This window comes from Candidatus Nanohalobium constans, from assembly GCF_009617975.1.
Taxonomy (GTDB): Archaea; Nanohalarchaeota; Nanosalinia; order Nanosalinales; family Nanosalinaceae; genus Nanohalobium; species Nanohalobium constans.
Genome location: NZ_CP040089.1, coordinates 938,864 through 961,202, shown reverse-complemented (window position 1 = coordinate 961,202; position 22,339 = coordinate 938,864). Strand labels below are relative to the sequence as shown.

Annotated in this window: 29 protein-coding genes; 16 read left to right on the top strand and 13 right to left on the bottom strand. The window is 43.3% G+C overall.

All coding sequences use genetic code 11. The annotated features are described in order from the left end of the window. The first annotated feature begins 17 nt into the window (after nucleotides 1–17). Nucleotides 18–746, top strand: coding sequence for a sugar phosphate nucleotidyltransferase (locus tag LC1Nh_RS06030; protein WP_153550801.1), 729 nt, complete (start codon nucleotides 18–20; stop codon nucleotides 744–746). On the opposite strand, the gene LC1Nh_RS06025 is transcribed toward LC1Nh_RS06030, so the two are convergent. Beyond that, on the bottom strand, nucleotides 743–2,299 hold the full coding sequence (locus LC1Nh_RS06025; RefSeq protein ID WP_153550800.1) for a flippase: 1,557 nt from the start codon (nucleotides 2,297–2,299) through the stop codon (nucleotides 743–745). The two genes, LC1Nh_RS06030 and LC1Nh_RS06025, sit on opposite strands and share 4 nt — an antisense overlap. Before the next feature lie 56 nt (nucleotides 2,300–2,355). Here LC1Nh_RS06025 and LC1Nh_RS06020 point away from each other — a divergent pair, with 56 nt between their 5' ends. From LC1Nh_RS06020 to LC1Nh_RS06010, 3 genes are read left to right on the top strand one after another with little or no spacing between them, the layout of a single operon-like run. Further along, entirely contained in the window at nucleotides 2,356–2,565 is a 210-nt protein-coding gene (locus tag LC1Nh_RS06020; RefSeq protein ID WP_153550799.1) for a hypothetical protein, read from the top strand. Between the two features lie 18 nt (nucleotides 2,566–2,583). Further along, complete coding sequence (locus LC1Nh_RS06015) at nucleotides 2,584–3,552, top strand: phosphoadenosine phosphosulfate reductase family protein (protein WP_153550798.1); 969 nt, start codon at nucleotides 2,584–2,586, stop codon at nucleotides 3,550–3,552. A gap of 40 nt (nucleotides 3,553–3,592) precedes the next feature. Next, nucleotides 3,593–4,441 (top strand): helix-turn-helix domain-containing protein, encoded by an 849-nt coding sequence (locus tag LC1Nh_RS06010; protein WP_153550797.1) that lies wholly within the window; start codon nucleotides 3,593–3,595, stop codon nucleotides 4,439–4,441. A 14-nt stretch (nucleotides 4,442–4,455) separates the two neighbouring features. Here the strand turns inward: LC1Nh_RS06010 and LC1Nh_RS06005 are convergent, their stop codons facing one another. Together LC1Nh_RS06005 and LC1Nh_RS06000 are read right to left on the bottom strand one after the other, a co-directional pair. Next, the gene (locus LC1Nh_RS06005; protein WP_153550796.1) at nucleotides 4,456–4,851 is read right to left on the bottom strand and encodes a PIN domain-containing protein; all 396 of its coding nucleotides are present in this window, start codon (nucleotides 4,849–4,851) and stop codon (nucleotides 4,456–4,458) included. Beyond that, complete coding sequence (locus LC1Nh_RS06000; protein WP_153550795.1) at nucleotides 4,844–5,053, bottom strand: antitoxin VapB family protein; 210 nt, start codon at nucleotides 5,051–5,053, stop codon at nucleotides 4,844–4,846. Before LC1Nh_RS06000 ends, LC1Nh_RS06005 begins: the two co-directional genes overlap by 8 nt. Nucleotides 5,054–5,143: 90 nt before the next feature. Here LC1Nh_RS06000 and LC1Nh_RS05995 point away from each other — a divergent pair, with 90 nt between their 5' ends. Both LC1Nh_RS05995 and LC1Nh_RS05990 read left to right on the top strand, forming a co-directional pair. Further along, complete coding sequence (locus LC1Nh_RS05995) at nucleotides 5,144–5,368, top strand: AbrB/MazE/SpoVT family DNA-binding domain-containing protein (RefSeq protein WP_153550794.1); 225 nt, start codon at nucleotides 5,144–5,146, stop codon at nucleotides 5,366–5,368. A gap of 1 nt (nucleotide 5,369) precedes the next feature. After that, nucleotides 5,370–5,729 (top strand): PIN domain-containing protein, encoded by a 360-nt coding sequence (locus LC1Nh_RS05990; RefSeq protein WP_153550793.1) that lies wholly within the window; start codon nucleotides 5,370–5,372, stop codon nucleotides 5,727–5,729. A 38-nt stretch (nucleotides 5,730–5,767) separates the two neighbouring features. Here the strand turns inward: LC1Nh_RS05990 and LC1Nh_RS05985 are convergent, their stop codons facing one another. Beyond that, nucleotides 5,768–6,664 (bottom strand): NAD-dependent epimerase/dehydratase family protein, encoded by an 897-nt coding sequence (locus LC1Nh_RS05985; RefSeq protein ID WP_153550792.1) that lies wholly within the window; start codon nucleotides 6,662–6,664, stop codon nucleotides 5,768–5,770. A 98-nt stretch (nucleotides 6,665–6,762) separates the two neighbouring features. Between LC1Nh_RS05985 and LC1Nh_RS05980 the strand changes: the two genes are divergently transcribed. Next, nucleotides 6,763–7,437: a methionyl-tRNA formyltransferase gene (locus LC1Nh_RS05980; RefSeq protein WP_153550791.1), complete on the top strand. Its 675-nt coding sequence runs from the start codon at nucleotides 6,763–6,765 to the stop codon at nucleotides 7,435–7,437. 98 nt (nucleotides 7,438–7,535) lie between these two features. Here LC1Nh_RS05980 and LC1Nh_RS05975 read toward each other — a convergent pair whose 3' ends face one another. Continuing rightward, nucleotides 7,536–7,853, bottom strand: coding sequence for a hypothetical protein (locus tag LC1Nh_RS05975; protein WP_153550790.1), 318 nt, complete (start codon nucleotides 7,851–7,853; stop codon nucleotides 7,536–7,538). Between the two features lie 177 nt (nucleotides 7,854–8,030). Between LC1Nh_RS05975 and LC1Nh_RS05970 the strand changes: the two genes are divergently transcribed. Then, nucleotides 8,031–8,972: an SDR family NAD(P)-dependent oxidoreductase gene (locus LC1Nh_RS05970; protein ID WP_153550789.1), complete on the top strand. Its 942-nt coding sequence runs from the start codon at nucleotides 8,031–8,033 to the stop codon at nucleotides 8,970–8,972. 124 nt (nucleotides 8,973–9,096) lie between these two features. Then, nucleotides 9,097–9,378, top strand: a complete 282-nt coding sequence (locus LC1Nh_RS05965) for a hypothetical protein (protein ID WP_153550788.1) — start codon at nucleotides 9,097–9,099, stop codon at nucleotides 9,376–9,378. Here the strand turns inward: LC1Nh_RS05965 and LC1Nh_RS05960 are convergent. Genes LC1Nh_RS05960 through LC1Nh_RS05950 form a run of 3 tightly spaced genes read right to left on the bottom strand, consistent with a single transcriptional unit; the run spans nucleotide 9,375 to nucleotide 12,405 of the window. Next, nucleotides 9,375–10,160 (bottom strand): lamin tail domain-containing protein, encoded by a 786-nt coding sequence (locus LC1Nh_RS05960; protein WP_153550787.1) that lies wholly within the window; start codon nucleotides 10,158–10,160, stop codon nucleotides 9,375–9,377. The two genes, LC1Nh_RS05965 and LC1Nh_RS05960, sit on opposite strands and share 4 nt — an antisense overlap. Nucleotides 10,161–10,197: 37 nt before the next feature. After that, a complete protein-coding gene (locus tag LC1Nh_RS05955; RefSeq protein ID WP_153550786.1) occupies nucleotides 10,198–11,199 on the bottom strand; it encodes an AI-2E family transporter in 1,002 nt (333 codons plus the stop codon). A gap of 42 nt (nucleotides 11,200–11,241) precedes the next feature. Further along, nucleotides 11,242–12,405 (bottom strand): tripartite tricarboxylate transporter permease, encoded by a 1,164-nt coding sequence (locus LC1Nh_RS05950; protein ID WP_153550785.1) that lies wholly within the window; start codon nucleotides 12,403–12,405, stop codon nucleotides 11,242–11,244. 35 nt (nucleotides 12,406–12,440) lie between these two features. Here LC1Nh_RS05950 and LC1Nh_RS05945 point away from each other — a divergent pair, with 35 nt between their 5' ends. Continuing rightward, nucleotides 12,441–12,764, top strand: coding sequence for a nascent polypeptide-associated complex protein (locus tag LC1Nh_RS05945; protein WP_256727640.1), 324 nt, complete (start codon nucleotides 12,441–12,443; stop codon nucleotides 12,762–12,764). An 8-nt stretch (nucleotides 12,765–12,772) separates the two neighbouring features. Here LC1Nh_RS05945 and LC1Nh_RS05940 read toward each other — a convergent pair whose 3' ends face one another. From LC1Nh_RS05940 to LC1Nh_RS05930, 3 genes are read right to left on the bottom strand one after another with little or no spacing between them, the layout of a single operon-like run. Then, nucleotides 12,773–13,525 (bottom strand): SDR family NAD(P)-dependent oxidoreductase, encoded by a 753-nt coding sequence (locus LC1Nh_RS05940; protein ID WP_153550784.1) that lies wholly within the window; start codon nucleotides 13,523–13,525, stop codon nucleotides 12,773–12,775. 25 nt (nucleotides 13,526–13,550) lie between these two features. After that, nucleotides 13,551–15,227 carry a preprotein translocase subunit SecD family protein gene (locus LC1Nh_RS05935; RefSeq protein WP_153550783.1) on the bottom strand — a complete coding sequence of 559 codons (1,677 nt, stop codon included), beginning with the start codon at nucleotides 15,225–15,227 and terminating at the stop codon, nucleotides 13,551–13,553. Nucleotide 15,228: 1 nt separating this feature from the next. After that, nucleotides 15,229–16,146, bottom strand: coding sequence for a protein translocase subunit SecF (locus tag LC1Nh_RS05930; protein ID WP_217907041.1), 918 nt, complete (start codon nucleotides 16,144–16,146; stop codon nucleotides 15,229–15,231). Nucleotides 16,147–16,239: 93 nt separating this feature from the next. Between LC1Nh_RS05930 and LC1Nh_RS05925 the strand changes: the two genes are divergently transcribed. Genes LC1Nh_RS05925 through LC1Nh_RS05900 form a run of 6 tightly spaced genes read left to right on the top strand, consistent with a single transcriptional unit; the run spans nucleotide 16,240 to nucleotide 21,685 of the window. Next, the gene (locus tag LC1Nh_RS05925; protein WP_217907040.1) at nucleotides 16,240–18,888 is read left to right on the top strand and encodes an STT3 domain-containing protein; all 2,649 of its coding nucleotides are present in this window, start codon (nucleotides 16,240–16,242) and stop codon (nucleotides 18,886–18,888) included. Then, on the top strand, nucleotides 18,885–20,015 hold the full coding sequence (locus LC1Nh_RS05920; RefSeq protein WP_153550780.1) for an MraY family glycosyltransferase: 1,131 nt from the start codon (nucleotides 18,885–18,887) through the stop codon (nucleotides 20,013–20,015). Before LC1Nh_RS05925 ends, LC1Nh_RS05920 begins: the two co-directional genes overlap by 4 nt. 1 nt (nucleotide 20,016) lies before the next feature. Next, nucleotides 20,017–20,208, top strand: coding sequence for a hypothetical protein (locus LC1Nh_RS05915; protein WP_153550779.1), 192 nt, complete (start codon nucleotides 20,017–20,019; stop codon nucleotides 20,206–20,208). Between the two features lie 35 nt (nucleotides 20,209–20,243). Further along, complete coding sequence (locus LC1Nh_RS05910) at nucleotides 20,244–21,104, top strand: DNA-3-methyladenine glycosylase family protein (protein ID WP_153550778.1); 861 nt, start codon at nucleotides 20,244–20,246, stop codon at nucleotides 21,102–21,104. Nucleotides 21,105–21,108: 4 nt separating this feature from the next. Further along, on the top strand, nucleotides 21,109–21,321 hold the full coding sequence (thiS, locus tag LC1Nh_RS05905) for a sulfur carrier protein ThiS (RefSeq protein WP_217907039.1): 213 nt from the start codon (nucleotides 21,109–21,111) through the stop codon (nucleotides 21,319–21,321). A 37-nt stretch (nucleotides 21,322–21,358) separates the two neighbouring features. Further along, nucleotides 21,359–21,685 carry a helix-turn-helix domain-containing protein gene (locus LC1Nh_RS05900; protein WP_153550776.1) on the top strand — a complete coding sequence of 109 codons (327 nt, stop codon included), beginning with the start codon at nucleotides 21,359–21,361 and terminating at the stop codon, nucleotides 21,683–21,685. 6 nt (nucleotides 21,686–21,691) lie between these two features. On the opposite strand, the gene LC1Nh_RS05895 is transcribed toward LC1Nh_RS05900, so the two are convergent. Further along, entirely contained in the window at nucleotides 21,692–21,991 is a 300-nt protein-coding gene (locus LC1Nh_RS05895; RefSeq protein WP_153550775.1) for a hypothetical protein, read from the bottom strand. Nucleotides 21,992–22,020: 29 nt separating this feature from the next. After that, the gene (locus LC1Nh_RS05890; protein WP_153550774.1) at nucleotides 22,021–22,308 is read right to left on the bottom strand and encodes a PRC-barrel domain-containing protein; all 288 of its coding nucleotides are present in this window, start codon (nucleotides 22,306–22,308) and stop codon (nucleotides 22,021–22,023) included. Between the last annotated feature and the right edge of the window lie 31 nt (nucleotides 22,309–22,339).

The following is a 22,339-nucleotide window of genomic DNA, read 5'->3' as shown; positions in this document are numbered from 1 at the left end:
TAATATGTGGTATTATCATGAAAGGATTGATTCCGGCAGCTGGGAAAGGCACTAGAATGGAGCCGTTCACGAACGCTTATCCGAAGGAACTTCTTCCTGTAGGGGAAAAAGCAGTGATCGAACACTGTATTGAGGATATGAAGGAAGCAGGTATTGAAGAAATTGTAATTGTGGTTGGCTGGAAACAGCACGCAATCCTAGACTACTTAGGATCTGGTGATGATTACGGCGTACAGTTGACTTATGTGGTTCAGGATGACAGAAATGGTCTAGCTGGAGCAGTAAAAGCTGGAGAACATGTAATCAATGATGAACATTTTGCAGTGGTTCTGGGAGACAACTATGTTGATGATAAGAAGGCTATGAATGAGCTGGTCAAGTTCCACAAACACAACAGCATGGACGCAACCATCGGAGCTTTCAAGCCAGATGATGTGACTTCTTATGGCGTCCTAGAACCTGGAGATGATAACTTGGTGGAGGGAATGGTTGAGAAGCCGTCTGCTGATGAAGCACCTTCTGATCTGTGTATCTCAGGTATGTATGTCTTCGGACCTCAAATCTTCGAGGCTATAGATAATATAGAGAAGGGTAAAGGCGATGAGTACCAATTAACCGACGCAATAGACTTGATGAGAGAAAATGGTTACAAAGTGGGATATGATGAAATCCAAGGTTCACGAATAGATGTTGGAACTCCAGAAAGACTGAGAGAAGCCAACAGAGAGTATGATTTAAGGGATTAAATTCTTCTCTCTATGGTTGCCAGTATTTTTTTAACCTTATCTTTTGTTCCTGTGATCTCTCCTATCCTGAGAAATACTTCTTTTTCTTCTTCTCCAAGTCCTATTGTTTTGAGGAATAGGAGGATGTAGGTTGTAATGTAGGTTGTTCCTGCTGGGATCAGGAACCAGTATGGTGTGTTTGTGAAGAGTATTGTGTCTAGTGTTATTATGATTGATAGTGGTATTAGTCCGGTTAGTACTATTTTTGAGATTTTTTTGTGGGGTATGCTGTTTATTCCTTCTTTTTTCCGGACTTCGATGTACATTAATACGTTGGTTAGTATGGTGGAGGTTGCTGTGGCGATTGCTGCTCCAGCTATTCCGTATGGAGGTATTAGTATGATGTTGAGTATGATGTTGAGTGTTAGTGCTGCTGTGTTGTTGTATAGTATGTATTTTGTGTGTCCTTCTGATTGGAGGAGGCTTCCTACTCTGCCTACTAGGGCGTCTATTAGGTATCCTGTTGCTAGAATTGAGAGTGCTATTGAGGCTTGTGTGTATTCTGATCCCCAGAGTATTTGCAGTATTTTGTCTGAGAATAGGAGCATTATGAGGAAGGTAGGGAATACAAGTGAGAAAACCCAGTATGTGGCTCTTTGTATGGAGCTCTCTACGCTTTCTTTGTCTCTTTCCTTTAGCTCGGAGAATGAAGTGATTGCCAGGCTTCCAATTGCTTTGTGAGGCAGAAGTATCAGTATGGCGGTAGGCAGGGCTGCGTTGTACAGTCCTACTTCAAGGTCTTCCATGAAGTATTGTAGCAGTCCTGTGTCTGCCCAGCCGAGCAGTGTTCCTATTATTCCTGAGAGTAGCAGTGGGGTGGAAAATCTGAGCAGCTTTTTTCGGTGATAGGAGGGTTTAGTCTTGGAGAAAAGTATTGGACCTACTTTTTTCTCCATAAAGTAGAAACCGAGAATGGCAGCAACTACGGTTCCCAGTAACCAGCCATAAGCAGCACTCACTACTTTAAAACCCATTAAAAGAAGTATCAGGGTTGTCCCAAGCTGAACAATGTTTTGAAATATCCTGACTGTCCCGGTCTTGTAAATTATCTTGTTGAATCCCAGTGTTGTATCGAAGAAGAGTCTGGAAAGGGTTCCTGCAGGTATAGTGAACGATAGAATCTTTATGAGAGGAACTAGTTTCGGGTTTTCAAAAATAGTTACAGCGATGAACTCTGCTCCGAAGAACACTGCCAGGAAAATGATTATAGATACAGGAACGGTTAACTGGAGTGCACTGATAACTATGCCCTTAATACTTGCAAAATCATCTCTACTTCTGAATTCTGGTATAAACTTCTTCAAACCTGAGCCCAGAGCCAGGTAGGCGACAGTGCTTGCAATACCGACAACCATCAAAGCAGTTGACAACTGACCGTACGCCTCAGGACCAACAAAACGGGCAATTGAAACCCGGTAAAGATAAGTCAATACCTTGGAAATACCCATCCCTATCGCAGTCACGCCAGCACCCTTTGCCAGTGCGTTCAATGCTTTTTGATCGGCATCTCCCATACCTGAAGTTTGAAGATAAGAACTGTTTAAACTTCACCAACCACTTATTAACCAATATGCATAAGTTATGCATTATGCCGAGGAAGACTATTTCTTTGCCTGAGGATTTGGCAGAGTTTGTCGATGAGAATCACATCAATCTATCAAGATTCGTACAAGACAAGCTTAGAGAACTGGCTGATTCAGAGAACCAGCAAGAGGAGCTTGACGATGATCAGGCAAAGGAGATCGCGGATAAACTGAGACAATTAGGATATCTAGAATAAACAGAGTTGATACTATCTATGGAAGCACCTGTAACACGAGACGAAATTGAGAACGCACCGATAAAAGCTAAAATCAGAGCAGGAGAAGAAGTCGTCAAACAAGCACTAGAAGAATACGACACCGACAATGTAGTAATCGGATTCACAGGGGGGAAAGACTCCACACTGACAGCATGGCTTGTCAAAAGAGTCTGCGAAGAACACGGCTTCGACAAACCCAAGTTCATGTTCGTAGACCACGGACAACACTTCGACGAACTCGAAGACTATGTCGAAAGACTAGCCGACAACTGGGGATTCGAAGTAATGACGGCCAAAAACGAAGACCTAATAGAAAAAGCAGACCAACCAGGAGACAAAGTACCTGTGGCAGAACTCAACGACAGAAATCAGGAAGCAGCTGAAGAAGTAGGAGACTACGAAGAAGTACCATGGCTCATGGATACAGAAGCAGGAAACCACCTTCTCAAAACAGTTCCAATGCACGAACTGCTTGAAAACCACAATATTGAAGCAGTGATCAACGGAGTAAGATGGGACGAACACGAAAGTAGAGGTGACGAAGACTTCTACAGTCCAAGAAGCGACCCAGACCACATCAGAGTACACCCCATCCTACAACTAGACGAAAGAGATGTATGGGATGTATCCTGGTTCCACATGGTGCCAGACATCACAGGAGTAGAAATCAACAGCTACCCGGAAACAGAAGAAGATCTGCCGGAAGGACTCAACAAAGACGATGTACCGATTTCACCAAAGTACTGGGCAGGATTCAGAAGCCTAGGAAGCGAAGTATCCACAGACAAAAGCGATGAAATCCCTGCATGGCTACAAGATGTAGAAAACACCAAAGAAAGAGCAGGAAGAGCCCAAAACAAAGACGACAAGGAGATTATGGATAAATTGAGAAAATTGGGGTACATGGCCGTTCCTATTGCGGCAGCAGGGTCTAAAGTTCCTTTGATGGCTTCGGGAACATTCTAAATAGCTAAACTTTTTTATTCTCTTTTTTCTAATTTGATTTATGTCTAAGGTAAGCGCTGAAGAGCTTTACAGGTTATACCACGATGAGGATTTGAGTCAAAGACAGATTGGTGAAAAATTAGGAGTTACACAGTCTTCTGTCTCTAAATGGATGAGCGAATATGATATTAAGTCGGATATCGCTGACCCGTGGTCAGAAGAAGAAAAGCGGATATTGAGGGAAAATTATCCTGGAGATAAATCCGAGATTTCAGAATTACTTCCAGAGAGAAGTTGGAATGCCATAAAGCTCAAGGCAATGGATCTAGGTTTAGCAAGAAACCAAGAAGAATACAGGAATAGTGAAGAGGTCGCTGAGAAATGCAGAAAACTTGCCGAAGAAAATGAAATTGATGTCAAATTCGGGCAAACTGAATCTTTATCTTATATTCTAGGAGTTATTGATGGAGATGGATTTCATGATAATAACGGCACAATAGGGCTTGAAGTCAAAGATTCAGAATTTGCTGAAAAATTTGTAGAAAACCTGAAAGCCTTAGGTCTAAATCCTAATACAGGACAGAAAGAAGGCAAAGACGCTGTTTGGGCATCATCACAAGTACTTGCTGAATGGCTACAAAATTTGGAAAATAAAGTGGATTGGCTTTTTGAAGAAGGGAAGGCCTGGAAATATATCGAAGGACAATACGATTCAGATGGAAATCTTCATCCTTGCGGGTCGCCCAGAATCTGCTCCTATGATGAACAAGAGAAGAAAATGGTGCAGCAAATACTTCAAAATCTCAATGTAGAATGTAACATACAGCAAAATAATGTATGGGTAGCAAAATCAAGTTCAAACAGATTTTTCGATAATGTAAATCCTGTCTTGGATAGAAGAAAGCAATAATGAATTCCAGCTCTTTATTCTAACTTTTTTGCTCTTTCTTTATCTTTTAGGTGTTTGTCTCCTGTAATTAATTCTAGGTCGTTTTTTCTGGCGGTTGACAGTATTATTGCATCCATTAGTCCGAAGTCTGAGAATTTTTCTCTTTCTTGCTGTTTTATTTTTCCTGCATTTCCGCATATTTCGGGCGTTAAAGTCACTACTTCTGTTTTAGACTCTACAAAGCCTCTAATTTCGCTCCATTTATTGTCTGATTTTAGGTTTCCTGACTGGTAATTGTCAGACATTTCCGCTAAGGATACTATTGAGGTGTAACACTTCGCTTCCTCTATTTTCTGGTAAATTTCTTTCCCTTTCTCGCTTCCGATGTAGAACTCTATCCACGCCCATGTGTCAAGCAAGTATTCACTCATATCTATCGGCTCTGTCGTCGTGATCTCTAATCTCTTCTTTGTCTTCAATTTCCATGGAGCCGAACATCTCTTCGGATGAAGGTATGTCCAGTTTCTCCTCTGCAATATTATCCAGAAGTTCGTCAAAAGAGCTGATTTTTTCTTTCTCCTTCAACTTCTTCAACTTTCTATGGGTATCTTCGCTGATAGTAACAGTAGTCATAATGACTAATTACTCATTACCAATTAAAAGAATAGGCGTTTCCCCCCCTTATTGGTAAGATTTTTAAATTTTGACAAATATTCTTGTTTTATGACTACTACTGCAGATAATGGTAGAGTATACATTCCCAAGGAGATGAGGGAGAAGTTCGGTGAGAAGTTCCATATTATAGATAGAGGGGATAAGATAATGCTGGTCCCTGTCTCTGATGATCCTCTTGAGGCACTAAGAGAAGAGTTTGAAGGCACTGATAAGTCTGTAGAAGAGCTTAAGAAAGGTGCTTTAGAGACTGCTATGGAAGAGGCAGGCCGATAGAATGTATGCTGAGACAGATTTTGTACTGGCACTACTGAAAGATGATGACTGGCTGCAGGAAAATGCCAGAGAAATTTACAAGAAAAATGATGATCTTTGGACTTCCCGCTACACCCTGATTGAACTTATGTTGATCGCATACAGGGAAAATATGAATGTGTTGAGGGTAGTAGCTGAAGCAATAGAGTTGATTGATGTAAAAGGAGAGATTAAAGAGGTAGAAGCCGCAGCAAGCTATGTAGAGGAGGAAGACTTCACTCCTTTCGATGCACTACATCTCGTAGCATCTGGAGAAGAAAAGATAGTTTCCAGCGACAAAGATTACAGAGAATACTCTGAGACTAGAGAACTTGAAGATTAGCTAATTTCCTCTTCTGAAGTGCCTTTGACTGACTTGCCTTAAATCAGGAGTTCTCGAACAGTTTTCCGCACTGATTCAGCGGAATTTTTCTCTGGATTCCAGCCTTCCGACTTCAATTTTTCAATACTCAATCTCATTTCTGGTACATCGCCCTCCCAGCCTTTCTCTCCGCCAGTGTATTCGTAATCCGGGCTTAGGTCTAGTTCGTCTGCTACTATGTCGGCTATTCCATCTACATCGATGGAGTCCTCTGAACCGATGTTGAAAACGGTTTTATCTGACTTCCGGGCAGCGAGTATCCCTTCTACCGTGTCTTCGACATGCAGATAACTTTTCCTCTGTTTTCCGTTGCCTAGTATCACTAGTTTTTCTGGATTGTCTTTCAGTTTGTGGATGAAGTCGTATATTACTCCTTTCTGGTTTCTGCCGCCGACAATATTTGCCAGTCTAACGATAGTTAGATCTATGTCGAAGATCTGCTGGTAGACTTGGCACATGTGCTCTCCTCCGCATTTTGTGGCGCCGTACATCGATATAGGGCTCATGTTAGCGTCTTCAGGAGTTGGAATTTCGGCATCTTCGCCATATACAACTGAAGAAGAAGCAAAAATAAGTTCTCCAACTTCATATTTCTCGCAGGCTTCCAAAACATTTTTTGTACCTTTCAAATTCTCCTCAAAGTCTTTGTCCCTGTCTTCTGGAAAAGTATTGACTTTAGGGTTGGCTGCAAGATGGAAAACTACATCTATCCCGCTTAGACATGTTAGATCATCTTCTTTGATGTCTATTTTTTCAAAATCTGCTTCTTCGGGCATGTTTTTTTGTTCTCCGGAGGAGAGGTTGTCGATTAGTGTTAGGTCGTGACCTTTTTCGATTAGTTTTTCTGCTAGATGGCTGCCGATGAATCCGGCGCCTCCGGTTACTGCGATTTCCATGCTTTACAGTTATTCTAAACAAATGTAAAATAACTGTTCGATTTACTCTGGTCTCTGAATAGAAAACCTGTTATAGTTTATCGGAGAAAGAATACTGTATGGAGGCAGTTTTCCTGGGACAAAATCAGGCGGGCGAAGAAATCTACAACTGGCTGAACCAGAGAGAAGACACTGATGTCCTCGCACTACTTACAGAGAAAGACCAACTATCGCTGATAGAAAAACTGGAGCCAGAAATAGTTATCTCAGCAGGCTTCGAACACAAAGTACCTAAAGAGATAATCGAAGTCCCTGAAAAAGGAATAATCAATCTCCATCCATCCTTTCTGCCGTATAACAGAGGGGCACATCCGTATATCTGGCCTATAATCGAGGATACTCCTGCCGGCGTATCAATACACCAAATGACAGAAGAAATAGATCACGGTCCGATAATAGACCGAAGAGAGGTGCCGGTATATCCTGACGACACAGGGAAAAGTTTGCATGAAAGATTGATGAGGGAGCAAGTCCAGCAGTTCAAGGAAAACTGGGCTGATATCAAACAAGGAAATATACAGAAAACACAACAAAGCCCTGGAAGAGGCACCACACACTACAAGAAAGACTTGGAAGATGAGAGAAGGATAAAGCTTAATGAAGAAACATCGAAGGAAGATTTCATAGATGAGTTAAGGGCTTTGACCTATCCTCCACATCGTAACGCCTATATAGAGAGAAACGGGAAGAAGTACCACCTAGAACTGGATATAGTTCCGGATGACACAAGGTAGAGAAAACAGCAACTTAATAGCCAGTAGAGTAAAATCCTGTCACAACCAAATTATCGGTCTACATCGGAGGGAGGGGTAAATGGATAGATCTTTCCTAACTAACTCAATAGCTCAGCTATATCTTCTTCTAAAACAGAAAGGGCGTTGTAGACAACTGAGACAGACATTCCTGCCATGAAAAACCCGTAAGCAGGGACAGAAACATTCTCTACGATCACTTTCGAAATCATAAGAGGGATTAACGCAGCCAAGTAGTGCATCATAGATAAGACAACCATAGTGCTCTTAGTATCTTCTATAGCGGAAAAAGTATTCTTGAAAGCGATCAAAGCCAGAAGACCGAAACCTGTCACTGCTCCAGCCCCGTAGGCAGCAGCCTGGATAAAATCAGGCATACCATACTGACCGATCAACATAGCCCCGGAACCCCAAAAAGCAATAGTGAAACCATAAGCACGGGACTCACCTGCTAACAAACTCTGGAGATAATCTCTTTCTCTTCCCACACATCAGACTCTATCAAACACTCCATAAAAATCCTTTCTAAAAACCGGTTCAACAGCTAAAAAAATCACTGCTAAACAAAATCAATTATGCAGATGGAAAAGGCCTTAGTCACAGGAGGAGCAGGATTCATAGGCTCCAACATAGTAGAAAAACTGGTAGAAAAAGATGTAGAAGTCACAGTACTAGACAGCATGTACCTCGGAACTCCTGAAAACCTGGAAAAAATAGAAGACAAAATAGAGTTAATCGAAGGCTCTGTACTAGACGAAGAAAAAATACAGGAAGCCGTCAACGGAGTAGACACTGTTTTCCATCTCGCAGCCAGAAGCTCATCTCCAATGCATAAGGAAGACGCAGCTGAAGGAGCTAGAGTTAACATAGAAGGCTTCGTCAATGTTGCAGAAGCAGCTAAAGAAGAGGAAGTGGAAAAAGTAGTCTATGCATCTACATCTTCCATGTATGGCAGCATCGAACCACCTCATGAAGTTGACTCGGGAGAGTATCCGATGAATCTCTACACAGCTTCTAAAATGTCCCGAGAACTTTATGCCAAGACCTACAGTGTTCAGACTGATGTCCAATTTACCGGACTCAGGTTCTTCTCCGTTTTCGGTCCTCATGAGAAGGCGAAGGGAAAGTATGCCAATGTGGTCACCCAGTTCCTCTGGAAGATGCAGGATGGAGAAAGACCTGTCATATGGGGAGAGGGCGACCAGGAGAGAGACCTCATCTATGTTGAAGATGTGGCAGAGGCCAACATCGCCGCCGCACAGAGAATCGAAGAAGCGGACGGCGAAGTCTTCAATGTCGGTAAAGGAGATCCACAAACCTTCAACCAAGTAGTAGAAAAACTCAACAAAGTTCTTGGAACTGATATTGAGCCGGAGAGGATTGAAAACCCGCGTGACAACTATGTTATGCAACACAACGCCGACATCTCAAGAACTGAAGAAGTCCTTGGATGGAGTCCAGAACACAGCTTTGAAGAAGGACTAAGGAAAACAGTAGAGTTCTACAAGCAAAAATAGTTCGATAAGGAGGTCTCCATACCTCCTAACTCTCCGTAAAACTGTGACGGAATAAAGAGTGAAATTTATGGAGATAAAATATATGGCAAAACACTTTTTTTGTTTAAGCCCATTTTATGTCTATATGAAGCAGCAAATTATTGAGGGAACGACATACGGAGTTCTCACAGCATCTACCGCTTATATAACGGTTAACTTCATGGGTTATAACCCGGTGACGCTTTCAGCACTACTCTATCTATACATAATCTCAGCAATTCTCATAACTGCAAAACCAGAAATTCCTGAAGTATCGCTCCCTCTCTTGAAGAGAATAGTGGTTGTAGCTGAAGGAGAAGAGATGAAGCTGAAGAAACTGGTTACGGGAGAAGAATACAAAGTAAATGGGGAAGTAGAGAAACTTTAATACTCTAAACTTACTATTTCTTTCTCTCCAGCGTTATAAACCTTTACTAAGGCATTACTGTAAATATTCACGTCTTTAAAAACAGTATTGTCTCCGAAATTTTCCATCCTGCCTTCGTCACCTGCAAAGAAGGTCTTAGTCTCACCAGGCTCCAGCTTGCCGGTTAAGTTCATGTATTCCATACTATCTCCACTGATAGAAACTGCTTTCCAACCAGAAATATCAACTGCCTCCTCCTCGTTATTCGTCAAATTCAAATGCTCTGTCTCTGAATTATCCTCAACCGAAGCACTGACATCCGGAAGCATTTCCTGAACCACGACACTATGCTTCTCACTTAACTCCGAAGACCTTTGACTCATCTCATCCATCAAGTTCTCCCTAACCTCTTCAGCCTCATCTCTAGAACCGCTGTTCCCAGAAAACTCGCTGTAATTATCGCCATCTTTCACTCCAAACTCAAAACGACCGTAAGGAGTCTGAACAGTTTTCTCAATAGAATCATTTGTCCTAACTATCTTAACAAAACCTTTAGAAGTCTGAAGCCTCTTCACATCTCTACTAAAACTTTGATTGACCTCAAGTCTCGCATCACTATCCATCAAATCATTAACAACCTTACCTGGCTCAAAATCAACTTCAAAACGATCAGAAAACTTCGAATCGATCACACCCTGCTTATTTTCCTCTCCGCTGATTTCAACATTCTGAGATGCCGCAGGAATGGAAACCAAAATAACGGCTATAACAGCTAAAACAACTGATTCACGATGACTAGTCATAATCCAAACTGTCTCACGTATATATTATAAAACAGGTTCAAAGTTCTTGATAATGCTTGTTAAAAACCTCAAGAACTGCCTTCAAAGTACCGAAAACAACCGGGCCGATAAACAAGCCTGAAGCACCGAAAACATACACACCGCCAATAACGCCGATTAATATCACAGCGGGATGAAGATCGGCACTTTCATCTACAACAAATGGTCTAAGAAAGTTATCAGTAAGATTAACAATTACAACGCCGTAAATAAGCAAAAATATTCCTGCATGAACTTCTCCAAGAGCAACAAGATAAATTCCTGCCGGACCCCAAACCAAGAACGAACCAATCAAAGGGATAAACGAAAGCATAATCATCACAAATGTCCAGAACACAAAGTTTGGAACTCCAGCAACCCACAAACCGATACCGGCAATAGCTCCCTGAGCCAAAGCAACCAACACATGACCCTTAATAACAGCCCAGGTAGTACTGTAGGTCTTAGCGTAAAGACTATCTGCAATATCCTCAGGTAGAGGCATCAAGTCTTTCAAATAATCTGCAAACTCCTCACCATCTTTCAACAGGTAGAAAATCACGAACAACATTATCGACACACCTATACTTACTGCAGTAAGAATGCCGAGAATTTGGGAAAATCCTCCAAGCGCTGTGGAAACAAAACTGTTGACGGCATCTCTCAACTGAGTTCTAATATCTATATCTTCATCCGTATACTCTGCCATCAACGCTTCCAACTGATCAATATCAACAACCTCATTCTGAGTAACATCATTAATTACTCCGGAAGCATCTCCCGCAACAGTACTCACAATAATAGCAAAAGGCAGCAAGAAAACCAGCACACTCAAAATAGTCAAGAAAAAAGCTGAAATCCTCTCATCAATAAACCTCCGCAAATACTTCTGAGCGGGATGCAAAACAAAAGCAAGAACCAAACTACCCAACAAATACCCTACAAAAGGCTTCAACATCAGCCCTGCCATCAGCAAAAAAACCGCGGTCAAAACCAGAACAAAACCCCGCTGAGAATTCATAACACAAAATTACAAACACGACAGATAAAAATACTTGCACTCCTACAGGAAAAAGAAAATCGCAGGCACCAACAAAACAGCCATACAAACACTACGACAATCAACCAAAAAACTATAACCACCAACCAAAGAAGCAACCAACAAAACCAATACACCAAACACACCTGAAAACACAAAACTAACGCCGAGCAAAACAGCAAGCACCAGAAATCCTACAAAACGAAAACTCACCAACTCAAAGACTTGCAAAAACAAATTGTGAGAGCGCAAAGCAGTCAAAGCAGAAATACCAGCACAGAAAATAGAAACACCGATAAGCAGGAAAATCTCCCATTCCACAGTCTGAGTCAAACTGCTTAAAGCAACAGAACTCCCGGAACGTGCCTTACCAATCACCAGGAGAGAAACCAGCGACATCGCAATATCAGAAGTATTGACACCACCCATGCCAGCCAAGAAATCCTTCTTGTCCTCAAGCAGAGGCATAAGAAAACTAGTAGAACCAGCTGCACCTAAACCTGGAAAAACGCCTGCCATAGTACCAGCCAGAAAACCAACGGCACCTCCTCTAACTCCTTCGAACTCAAAACTTTCCTCCTGCCCAGGAATCTCTGCACCAGAGCCGATTGAAGACAGGACAGCAGGAACAGCGAATAAACCAGAGAAAATCGGCATCAATATGAAGCTGCCGGCGATACTGCTGTTCAAGGTAAGCAGGCCTAGGGTTCCGGCTAATCCAGCAACTATAAATGCCTCTTTACGTCCTGAGCGAAAAATAAGGAAGAAAAGGAAGAACGCAAGAAAAGGAGCCATAAAAGGTTCCACAGCAGCATAAACATTTTTCAGAAAGAAGTAAAGCACGGGCAGCATCAGGATAAAGACGAAGAGCGAAGTAATTCCTCCTATAAGCGTAGAATTGAATGCTTCGAATCCTCTGCCGTTTGAAGCCATTTCTGAGCCGACGCTCATCGACAGTGCTGTTCCTCCTTCGGGTGCCTGGAGATAGAATGCAGGTATGAAGTCGTGGAAGGTGTGGCTGATCGAAAGACCTGAAATTAGAGCGGCGTAGAGTATAAACTCTATTTCAGAGGTTAAGTAGAACGGAATAGAGCTGAAAATCACTGTGTTTGGATGTATTCCGGGAATCAGCCCTGTGAATACTCCGAGGAGAACTCCTGTCAGGCTGTAGGCCAGGATTTCCAGCATGTACGCGGTTTTTGCTTATTCATTTAAAGAATGGCGTGGCATTAGAGGTTATGTTCGGCGGAAACATGCAGCAGATGATGAAGCAGATGGGAATGGACATGGACGAAATTGACGCAGACAAGGTCGAAATCCATGTTGGAGACCAAAAATTTGTATTCAAATCCCCACAAGTCAGTAAAATCGACATGCAAGGTCAGGAAATGTTCCAACTGCAGGGGGACTACACTAAAGAAGAACAAGGTCCTTCACAGGAAGACATTGAACTAGTACAGGAAAAAACAGACTGCAGCGAAGATGAAGCAAGAGAAGCACTGAAGAATGCGGACGATGTAGCCGAAGCAGTCATAGAAGTACAATAATTTTTCCCTTATCTCATTACTTTCTCTATTATCCAATCCTGAACAACAGCAGGCATGAGTCCTGTTAGGATCGCAAACTTTGCTCTGAATGGAACCTGATATCTTCTCTTCGCCCTCTTATCTGTAACTGCTTTAAAAACTTTTTCAGCCGCTTTCTCCGCATCGACGCCATCTAGGCCATCTTCTAATAGTATTTCTTCATACTCTTCAGAATAAAATGAGTCTGGCAGATACTTTTCCAAAGCTTCTCTAGCTCTCTCGTTGAAACCTGTCTCAATTACTCCAGGTTCTACGATTGCGACTTCTACTTCGTCTTGTTCTCTTCTAAGTGAGTCGCTGATGGATTCGACAGCGTGCTTAGATCCGCAGTAAGTGCCGAAGAAGGGAATCGAAACTCTTCCAGCTACGGAGGTGATGTTTACTATTCGCCCGTTCTTTTCTCTTAGCGTTGGCATTGAGTGTCTGATGAAGTTGAGGTATCCGTGGACATTTGTGTCGAATATTTTCTCTGCTGTTTCTTTCTCCATGTCTTCGACGCTACCTAATTCATAGAAACCGGCGCAGTTAACCAGTACATCGAAATCGGCTTTTTCGGCGACTTCCTTGACTCTTTCGTCGTCTCTGACATCACCCTGATAGAAATCAACTCTGTAATCCGGTCTTTCCTTGTCGAAAATTATTGCTTCATGGTCTTCCTGCTGCAGTTTCTGGGCTGTGGCTTTGCCTATGCCGTTGCTGCCTCCGGTTATCAGCACTTTCATAGAAAAATATGGGGAAAATGTGGTTTTATTCCTTGATGAATTCGATAGTCTTCGCGAATGCTGGCCTGGTGATTGTTATTCCGACTAGGATTCCTAGGATTGTTGTTCGGGCGAATTCGTGGATTGTGCTTAGTGCTGCGCCGGAAGGTCCTAGTGTTGATGTGAATACGCCGACCATTATGGCGAATGCTCCGATCGCGATGTAGTGCTTGTTCCTGCCCTTGGTGTACAGCGTGTAACCCATCAATCCGACTCCTGCTGCCCCGATCAGGTAGGAAATGCTTCCTGGTGACAGGATTGGAAGCATTGCACCAATTGTGGATGCTGCGGAAGTGAAGATTACGAAGAACGCGTTCTTCATCTTCTGCTGCCATCCTTGAAGCTCTTCTCTTCCTGATTCATCTGTAATGATTATCTGGTCGTCTACTCCTGTTCCAACTGCTGCTATTATTCCTGCCACTGCTGAAAGGCTTAATGTGCCTAGTGTTGTGAAGTATGCCCCGAGCAGGATGTAGACTTCTGATGCACCTGTGAATACGATCGGAATTACTACTCTTGGGTCTTTGTAGCGTGCGAATACTGCGAACCCAACTGCCACTAATGAACCGATTATCGATAGTATTGCAGCGGTCATGAACTGGCTTCCTCTTGCTGCGCTCAAGGTGCTGGAGCTTACTACTTCTACAGGTGTTGCCAGGCTACCTGATTCAAGTATGACTTGTAACTCTTCCATCTCTGCCTGTGCTTGGCTTCTGGATTCTGCTCCACCTTGAATCCGTGGCTTTGTGACTACCTGTCTGGCGAATTCTGATCCCATCCTCAATGCAGTTTGTCTTTCTCCGTCGACATAAAGTCCTAAACGAGCGAACTCTCCGTTCTCTAGTGTAAGGTCTGATTCCTGTCCTACGGAGCTACCGTAATTCTCAGCTACATGAAGCACATTGTTGGCTGATGCTGTAGAAATTATTACGGGGAAACTGAACTGGTAGTTTCCTGCACCTCCCTCTAATCGGGAATCACTGTCTACTACTGATTGTATGTCGTCTCCTGAGTAAGCTACAACTTCTATATCTGCTGTTTCGGTTGATTCGTTGTATACTTGGTAGATAAATGAGGTGTTGTAGTTGTCTATTCCGTTATCCTCTATTTGGAATCTTTCGTTAGGACCGACTAGTTTTGAGTAGCTGTTGTCAAGTCCTGTTACTTCTACTGACTGGTTCTGGACCTGGAAGCTGTATGTGTTGCTGCCTAAGGTGAAGTTTTTCTCGTTCTGTACTGGCACTGGCATGCGTGCTTCGAAGCTTCCTTCTCGCTGGATTACATTTCTCAGCCTTGTCTGGTTGCTGCTGGATGCCTCGACCTGAATTCGGTAGTTGCCGCCACCTATGTCTACTACACGGACACTCGGATCAGGAATATTCAGGTTAGAGAGCCTTATCTCCAGTGTCTGTCGCACGTCATCTGCCTGAGTCTGTAATTCTTCTCCAGTTGCGTTGGACTGAAGTTCTAGAAGCATCCGGGTTCCTCCGCTGAAGTCTATGCTTGTACGGTTATCCAGATTGGTCTGGAACCCAACCTCGTCTCCACTTGTATCGAAGAACAGAGTAGAGCTGTTCCACGGGATTAGAAGTGCTGTTGAAGCTATTAATGCTAGTACAAGAACCCAGATACGCCATTCTTTCAATAAATCTTTCTTATCCATTTTATGCTCCACCTCTGTAGATCAAGTCTTCTCCTTCAATGTATGATTTCAGTATTGCTGTGTTTCCAAGCCATGTCAGTGGCATGTCGGCTAGTAATCCGATTACCATCACTGCTGCAATGTTGGAAAGTTCTGAAGGACCAACTATGACGTAAGATACTATGTAGAGCAGTGTAAATCCTGCTATACCTCCTGAGCTCATTGTTACTCCTGTTTTGAGTGATTCCCACATTCTAGATTGGAGTGAGTCTTTCTCTCTCTTCAGTGTTCTGCTTGATAGGACGATATCTGTGTCGACAGAGTAACCTATAAGCATTAGAAGTGCTGCTAACGAACCTAGAGTAAGTGGTATGCCTAACAAAGCCATTCCAGCTCCTGCTATAATTATATCTCCTGCTGCTGCAAATATTACGGCCATTGAGGGCGTTATATCTTTGAATGCGATGAATATTACTAGGCTCATGACTGTGAATGCTAGCACAAATGCTATCTGTGCCTGAAGGAAGAACTGGTTGGATACAGAAGCTGAAATCGAGTTAAACTGCAGTACTTCTACTTGGTAGCCTGCGTCTGTTAGTATATCTTCTGCTTCGCTTTGATTGATGTCTGGAGGCGGTATTTCGACTAGTAAGTTTTTTCCTTCGCTGGTCTGCTGTGTTATTGCGTTGGCTCCAGGTTTTCCAGCATCTGAGAACGCTTGCTCGATTTCTGTTGTTGGGAATGAGCCGTTTATCTGAAACTGTGCTTCGGTTCCTCCGGTGAAGTCTGTTCCTTTCTGAAAGAATTCTCCGTTTTGAGTGTAGCTGAAGCCCAGTACTGCTACTGCCAGCATAAGCAGTGCTAGAGGGACTAGGAAATATTTTTGATGGTTGTTGTATATTTCGGAGTAACGTTTTTCCAGTCTCTGTTCTAGGCTCACAGCATAACTTCCTGTCTTAGAATGTTTATAAACATCCCTTTCCATGCGTGTGCAAGCCAATAAAAAACATGTATGCATAAAACCCATGCAAGGATGGATCCAGCCAACAAAGTCAAAGAGTACAGTGATAATTTAGATAGAGAAACCATTCTAACGAAGCTTAAGGAAAATTGGCACTTAGGAGGTCTAACACTCGTATTTTTACTTGCATTCATGTTACGCTACATGCCGGAAAAAGGCATGCAGTACCTCCAAGCCGCTGATCCATACTTCATCTTCCGCATGAGCCAACACCTCGCACTCGAAGGCACCATGCCACAAGTAGATTTCATGCGTTATTTCCCATACGCGGCACCGACTTACTCGCTTCAGATAGGAGACTTCATCGTCCCTGCAGTACTGTACAATTTAGGGTTCTCACTGTTCTTCGAGAACTACCTGGAATGGGCACAGTTCTACCCAGCGCTTCTAGGAGCTGCTTCAACAGTGGTAATGTACTTCCTAGGTAAGGAACACTTCAACAAGAATACGGGGCTTGCAGCAGCATTCTTCCTAGCAGTTATCTCTGGAGCACTTAGAAGAACTTCGGCAGGATTCTTCGAGAAAGAACCGCTTGGAACATTCCTGATGGTTACTTCACTGCTTTTCTTCACGAGAGCATGGAAACGAGAAAGCTGGGAGAATGGCATAATGGCGGGTCTAACTCTAGGAATATTTACAATCAGCTGGGGAGGCAGCCAAATGCTCTGGCTACTATATCCGATACTAACAGGTATCACACTGTTCCTAAACATCGAAATAAGATCTCTTATAGCTGCATACACTCCAACAGTATTGATAGGAGGATTCTTCGCAGCATTCACCAATCCAGGAAGGTTCTGGTTCACAGACTCTTTATTCCTTATAGCGTCAGCAGCATTAGGACTCCTATGGCTAAGATACCTTGTCGAAGAATTCGAAGTAGTCCAGGAAAAGTATCTTCCTTACTTCGTGCCTTCGATGGGTGTCCTAGGGTTCTTTATGGCAGTACTCTCACCCATCTACTCTCAATGGGTCGCTGACAAAATTCTAAGGCTTGTCAGTCTGGCACTAGGAAAGACAGGTAACAGCGTTATAGGTAAAACAGTACAGGAAAATGCAGCACCGGGAGTAAACAGCCTTGCAACAAGCCTTGGATCGGTGCTAGCTGGTAGAGTCCCGGCAGGACTGGAAATTTTCTCCATGCTGCTAAGTCCTTGGACATTCATGATAGTTTCAATCGTCGCTACATCAACAGCCCTAATGATGATGCTTGGAAAGAAGTACGGTGTCTTCGGTGACGTTATTCCGGGCAAAAAGCATATTGCCTATACTCAGGCAGTCTTCGTAGCCACAATAATATTCATGGTTGGACTGGTCTTGAACTTCGTGTTTATCTCGGCGTTCGCAGCTGCAATAGTGGCTGCTACAATCCTAGCCACAGTCTATTTCCTAGATGAAGACTCAGCGTTCAGCATATCCACTTTGATGCTTCTGGGAACGGCAGTAGGGCTGTCAATAGCATCATTCAGATTTACAGGCGGTTTATTCACTTCATTCGCCTACCTGACTCTATGGCCTACCTTAGCTGCAGTAGCAGGATCGGCAATACTCAACTACCTAGACCACTTCCCTGAAAGAGAAATAACCTGTAGATGGTACATGATCATACCTCTAGTATGGATAGGCTCCAATCTTTACGGAGGTACAACTAGATCACGGCTCGTATTCCTATCAACATTTGCGGTAGCTCTTGGCGCAGGTCATGGTTTAAACATAGTAATATCAAAGCTAAGAGCATTGGATTACGACTGGTCAGATAATATAGACTCAGATAATCTGAAAACAGCAAGTTTACTGCTTGTTCTGGCACTGGTTTTAGGCATGAACTTCTTCTCAGGTTTCAGCATGTCTCAAGGGATAAGAGGATCTCCAACACCTTCACCTCAGCTCTGGGAACAGAGCCTAGACTACATGGAGGATGAGACGCCGAATGGTTCTGTAGTGCTTTCATGGTGGGACTACGGTTACAACTTCCAGACATTAGGGAACAGAGCATCTGTAGCCGATGGAGGAAACCTAAGATACTACACAAGTGAAGGAGATCACATGAACTACAGGTTAGCTAGCTACCTTAACTCGACGACCGCTAATGACACAGACTATCTTGAGCAGACCTCAGCTGATTACATCTGGCTTGATCACAGCATGATAGGCAAGTTTTCAGCAGTAAGTCAGATAGCAAATAAGGATAACCAAGACTACCAGGCTATGGCACAGTTCAGTACTCCTGGCGCGCTACAAAGCTCTTTGAGCGAGGAAGACGGTCAGACTGTGGCTCAGTTCCGAGGAAGGCTGGGCAGAGACCCTGTGTCAATCTATGCTCCGGTAGAGTTTACAAATTCCTCGGCAGGGCTTTCAGGTCCGCCAACTGTCCGGTTTGCAGATGGTCAAACTGCTGAAGTAGGCTGTCTGCTTACAGAGGACGGCAGAGAAGACTTTGATGTTGAAAGAGACCTAGGATTCTGTGCTGTTGAAGATCCTTTCTACAGTTTGGAAAGGGGTGCAGCAGGCACGCAGTCGCGGCTAATCCTAGTTCCTGAGAAGATCACAGATTCGACACTTGTCAAGCTATACCTGCAGGATGGGCGCGGTGTTGACTACGCTGAAAAGGTTCCTGAAGCCTCAAATGGCTACATCAAGATGTGGGAAATCACAGAATGATAGCACTACTGCTTTCATTGATAGCAGGGTTCACATCCGTCTATATCGCCACTCCTTACGCTAAGAAGTATCTTCTGGCGTCAGGGATATACGGTATAGACCAGCAGAAAGAAACGAGACCAAAACTACCTACTTCAGGCGGTCTTCCGGTCCTCTTCGGCTTTATTTTTTCTGTAACTCTCTACATGGCGCTGACAACTGTTACAGGCACAGATTCCGATATAACAATGCTTTTAGCAGCACTTACCTCAGTAAATATAATTGCGTTGATAGGTCTAATAGATGATATACATATAGATATAGAAGGTATTATACGAGAGGAGACAGCTGACACTGAGTTTACGCTTGATCTGGGGCAGAAGGTAGCTGAGATTGACTTTCCTCACCAGGTAATACATGAAAAAATTTCTGTGGTCACGGGTCAATCTGAAACTTCTGAAGATATGCATAGGGAGGGTTTAAGCCAAGTTCCAAAGATGCTCTTTGTATTGCCGGCACTTCTACCGCTTATCGCTGTAGGAGCAGGCTCATGGACAATGTCCGTCCCGCTCACTTCTTATACTGTAAACTGGGGCTTGATCTATCCACTGGTGTTGATGCCTGGAGGCTTCTTCTTTGTGACTAACGCTGTTAACATACTGGCAGGGACAAACGGATTATCAACAACTCTTACTCTTGTAACTTCCGCTGCAGTTGGCGTATTTGCTTTAATGAATAACAGGTTTGAAGCAGCAGTTATAGCACTTTCACTAAGTGCCACGACCTTAGCTTTCCTCAGGTACAATTACTATCCGGCTTCAATGCTTCCGGGTGATTCATTCACATACCTGGCGGGTGCAGCATTATTTGCATCGGTGGTGATAGGGAATATCGAGCAGTTTGGAGCATCGCTGTTTTTGCTGTACGTGATAGAGTTCTTCCTGAAAGCCCGTTCCCGGTTCAAAGCACACTCATGGGGAATACTGCAGGAAGACGGCACGCTAAAGTCCCAGCACGATAAAATCTACTCACTGACGCATCCATTGATGAACCGTGGTTTCACTGAGAGGAGGATTACGCTTACATTAGCTGGAATACAGTTAGTATGGTGTGTGCTGATGCTTGGATTCCATACCTTGGTGATATAAATTGACTTACTTCCAATGCCCGGACTGTGGACATAAACAGAGAAGCAAGGCGGAGAAAAGAGTACAGTGCCATCAATGCGGTCGCAGCTATCTGAAGAGAGATGCCAAAGAATTCAGTAAAAAAACGGATGACTTGGACAAGGAAGACGAGAAAAAAGCAGGCTTCCACAAGTACTCAAAGAACGACGACTAAACATACTCAAAAACTTTACCAGCAACAATAGAACTGTGGAAACATTTTCGATACCTGCTGAAGATTTTGATCTTGAACTGACTCTGACATGTGGACAAACATTTTGCTGGCACAGGACAGAAGGAGAATTATACGGCGAAGGCTCGGATAGATTCTACACTTTTCGCAAGGGAAAACCGTTACTGGTTCAGCAGCAGGGAGATAAAATAGTGGTTGAAACAGAACTGGAAAGGAAGAAGGTTGAGGAAGCATTAGGAATCCATCATGATCTCGATGAAATTTTCTCTACTTTTCCGGAGGATGAGAGACTGGAAAAGGCATACTCCGAGCTGAAAGGTTTGAGGATTGTGCAGGACGAATTCTTCCCGTGTCTAGTTAGTTATCTCTGTTCTCCTCAGATGAGGATTCCAAGGATTAAGCAGATGCATAATGATATGGCTCGGGAGTTCGGTGAGGTTAGAGAGGTTAACGGTATTGAGATGCTCAGATTTCCTACTCAAAGAGAACTTTCCAGGGCTTCCGAAGATGAACTGAGGGAGCTTGGTGTGGGCTACCGAGCTAAATACATAGTAGAAACACTGGAGATTCTTCAAGAAGGGTTCGACCATACTGAGCTAGACTCCATGAGTTATGAAGATGCGAGAGAGCACATGAAGAACCTCTATGGTGTGGGCGATAAGGTGGCGGATTGCGTCCTCTTGTTCTCCAAGAACTTTCATGAGGCATATCCTCTTGACACCTGGGCGCTCCAAGCTATCGAAAAACACTATCCAGAACATCACTCAGACGACTACAGTGAGACTTCACAAAATTTGAGAGAGCACTTCGGCGAGTACTCTGGATATGCCCAAGAATATATCTTCCACGCAGCCCGTAAAGGAATAATAGAGGTGTAGACTGGTGGAGATAAAACTAATTCGAGATGATTTGGAGGAGAAAAAGGAGAAAACAGTGAGTGTTGAGGAAGGTACTACTGTTTCAGGGTTTCTGGAGTCTGAAGGGATTGAGAGGCAGGAAGTACTGGTTTCTCGTAACGGCACTATTATTTCGGATAGTCATGAGCTGGAGGACGATGATGAGATTGAGGTTTTTGATGTAATTGCAGGCGGCTGAAGGAAGATTTTTATTGTTTCACCGCGTCAGTTTTTGTATGGATTTTTTGGAGGTTGGGGAGAAGGATGATAGGCAGATTATTTTCGATGTTTTTGATTTGAACGGGCTTCAGAAGAGTATTTTTCGGGAGCTGCAGGACAACAAATTGACAGTGCAGGAATTAGCAGAGGAAGTCGATAGGAATCGTTCTACTGTCCAGAGAAGTCTACAGGAAATGATGGATAAAGACTTGTTGATGCGTGAAGGCAGAACTGAGAAAACAGTTTACTATGTGTATACTACTCTTCCTATAGAAGATCTCAGGGAGCTTACCTGTGAAGTAGTTCAGACCTGGGCATCCCAAGTAGAGGAAAAACTGGACTAAATTTTCCTAGTACTCCCAGAACAGATAACCCAGGTACCCTAGGGCGATTGCCTGGCTGAAAAGCTTCAAAAATGGTTCTGGCTGCAAATCTGCAGTGTAAAGTACTGTTCCAATTATTACAAAGCTGCTGACCACAACTCTACTATCTTCCAGAATTTTTCCCTTAATCTGGTCTCTACTGAACTTGCCCTCGGTGTAGAGAAAGAGCAGGACGCCTGCTAGATAATACTTAGTTATTATAGATGCAAAAACCCATGAATGAGATACTATTTCACGGATTACAGGAGTAACTGTTTGAAGTACCACAGGTAAAGAAAGTTTAGATAAGTTTTATTTTATGCTTCGGCCTTCTGCTGTTTTTCCTCAACTTCGTTGGTCTGGAAGTCATTGATGATGATAATATCGTCGATTGACTGAACCATTCTGTAAGGGATTACTACATTTTTGCTGCCGCCAACCTTCTGAGCCAGGTAACTTCCTTTTTCAGCACTTACAACGACTGCTCTGACTGCGAACTTCCCTAGGTTTAGTTCTACATCTTTTACTTTTCCACAGTAAGAACCGTTGCTTGTGAAAACATCTTTACTTTTGACATCCGAAAAGTCAAGGATATTCTGCGGCATAACTAATTAATCACTCCTTACATACAAAAAA

Coding starts and splice junctions, on each gene's coding strand:
- LC1Nh_RS06010 (WP_153550797.1), top strand. CDS start 3,593: ATGTCTAAGGTAAGCGCTGAAGAGCTTTACAGGTTATACCACGATGAG.
- LC1Nh_RS05995 (WP_153550794.1), top strand. CDS start 5,144: ATGACTACTACTGCAGATAATGGTAGAGTATACATTCCCAAGGAGATG.
- LC1Nh_RS05985 (WP_153550792.1), bottom strand. CDS start 6,664: ATGGAAATCGCAGTAACCGGAGGCGCCGGATTCATCGGCAGCCATCTA.
- LC1Nh_RS06000 (WP_153550795.1), bottom strand. CDS start 5,053: ATGACTACTGTTACTATCAGCGAAGATACCCATAGAAAGTTGAAGAAG.
- LC1Nh_RS05940 (WP_153550784.1), bottom strand. CDS start 13,525: ATGAAAGTGCTGATAACCGGAGGCAGCAACGGCATAGGCAAAGCCACA.
- LC1Nh_RS05920 (WP_153550780.1), top strand. CDS start 18,885: ATGATAGCACTACTGCTTTCATTGATAGCAGGGTTCACATCCGTCTAT.
- LC1Nh_RS06025 (WP_153550800.1), bottom strand. CDS start 2,299: ATGGGAGATGCCGATCAAAAAGCATTGAACGCACTGGCAAAGGGTGCT.
- LC1Nh_RS05950 (WP_153550785.1), bottom strand. CDS start 12,405: ATGCTGGAAATCCTGGCCTACAGCCTGACAGGAGTTCTCCTCGGAGTA.
- LC1Nh_RS05970 (WP_153550789.1), top strand. CDS start 8,031: ATGCAGATGGAAAAGGCCTTAGTCACAGGAGGAGCAGGATTCATAGGC.
- LC1Nh_RS06020 (WP_153550799.1), top strand. CDS start 2,356: ATGCATAAGTTATGCATTATGCCGAGGAAGACTATTTCTTTGCCTGAG.
- LC1Nh_RS05980 (WP_153550791.1), top strand. CDS start 6,763: ATGGAGGCAGTTTTCCTGGGACAAAATCAGGCGGGCGAAGAAATCTAC.
- LC1Nh_RS06005 (WP_153550796.1), bottom strand. CDS start 4,851: ATGAGTGAATACTTGCTTGACACATGGGCGTGGATAGAGTTCTACATC.
- LC1Nh_RS05975 (WP_153550790.1), bottom strand. CDS start 7,853: ATGTTGATCGGTCAGTATGGTATGCCTGATTTTATCCAGGCTGCTGCC.
- LC1Nh_RS06030 (WP_153550801.1), top strand. CDS start 18: ATGAAAGGATTGATTCCGGCAGCTGGGAAAGGCACTAGAATGGAGCCG.
- LC1Nh_RS05900 (WP_153550776.1), top strand. CDS start 21,359: ATGGATTTTTTGGAGGTTGGGGAGAAGGATGATAGGCAGATTATTTTC.
- LC1Nh_RS05925 (WP_217907040.1), top strand. CDS start 16,240: ATGGATCCAGCCAACAAAGTCAAAGAGTACAGTGATAATTTAGATAGA.
- LC1Nh_RS05965 (WP_153550788.1), top strand. CDS start 9,097: ATGAAGCAGCAAATTATTGAGGGAACGACATACGGAGTTCTCACAGCA.
- LC1Nh_RS05890 (WP_153550774.1), bottom strand. CDS start 22,308: ATGCCGCAGAATATCCTTGACTTTTCGGATGTCAAAAGTAAAGATGTT.
- LC1Nh_RS05935 (WP_153550783.1), bottom strand. CDS start 15,227: ATGGATAAGAAAGATTTATTGAAAGAATGGCGTATCTGGGTTCTTGTA.
- LC1Nh_RS05960 (WP_153550787.1), bottom strand. CDS start 10,160: ATGACTAGTCATCGTGAATCAGTTGTTTTAGCTGTTATAGCCGTTATT.
- LC1Nh_RS05990 (WP_153550793.1), top strand. CDS start 5,370: ATGTATGCTGAGACAGATTTTGTACTGGCACTACTGAAAGATGATGAC.
- LC1Nh_RS05955 (WP_153550786.1), bottom strand. CDS start 11,199: ATGAATTCTCAGCGGGGTTTTGTTCTGGTTTTGACCGCGGTTTTTTTG.
- LC1Nh_RS06015 (WP_153550798.1), top strand. CDS start 2,584: ATGGAAGCACCTGTAACACGAGACGAAATTGAGAACGCACCGATAAAA.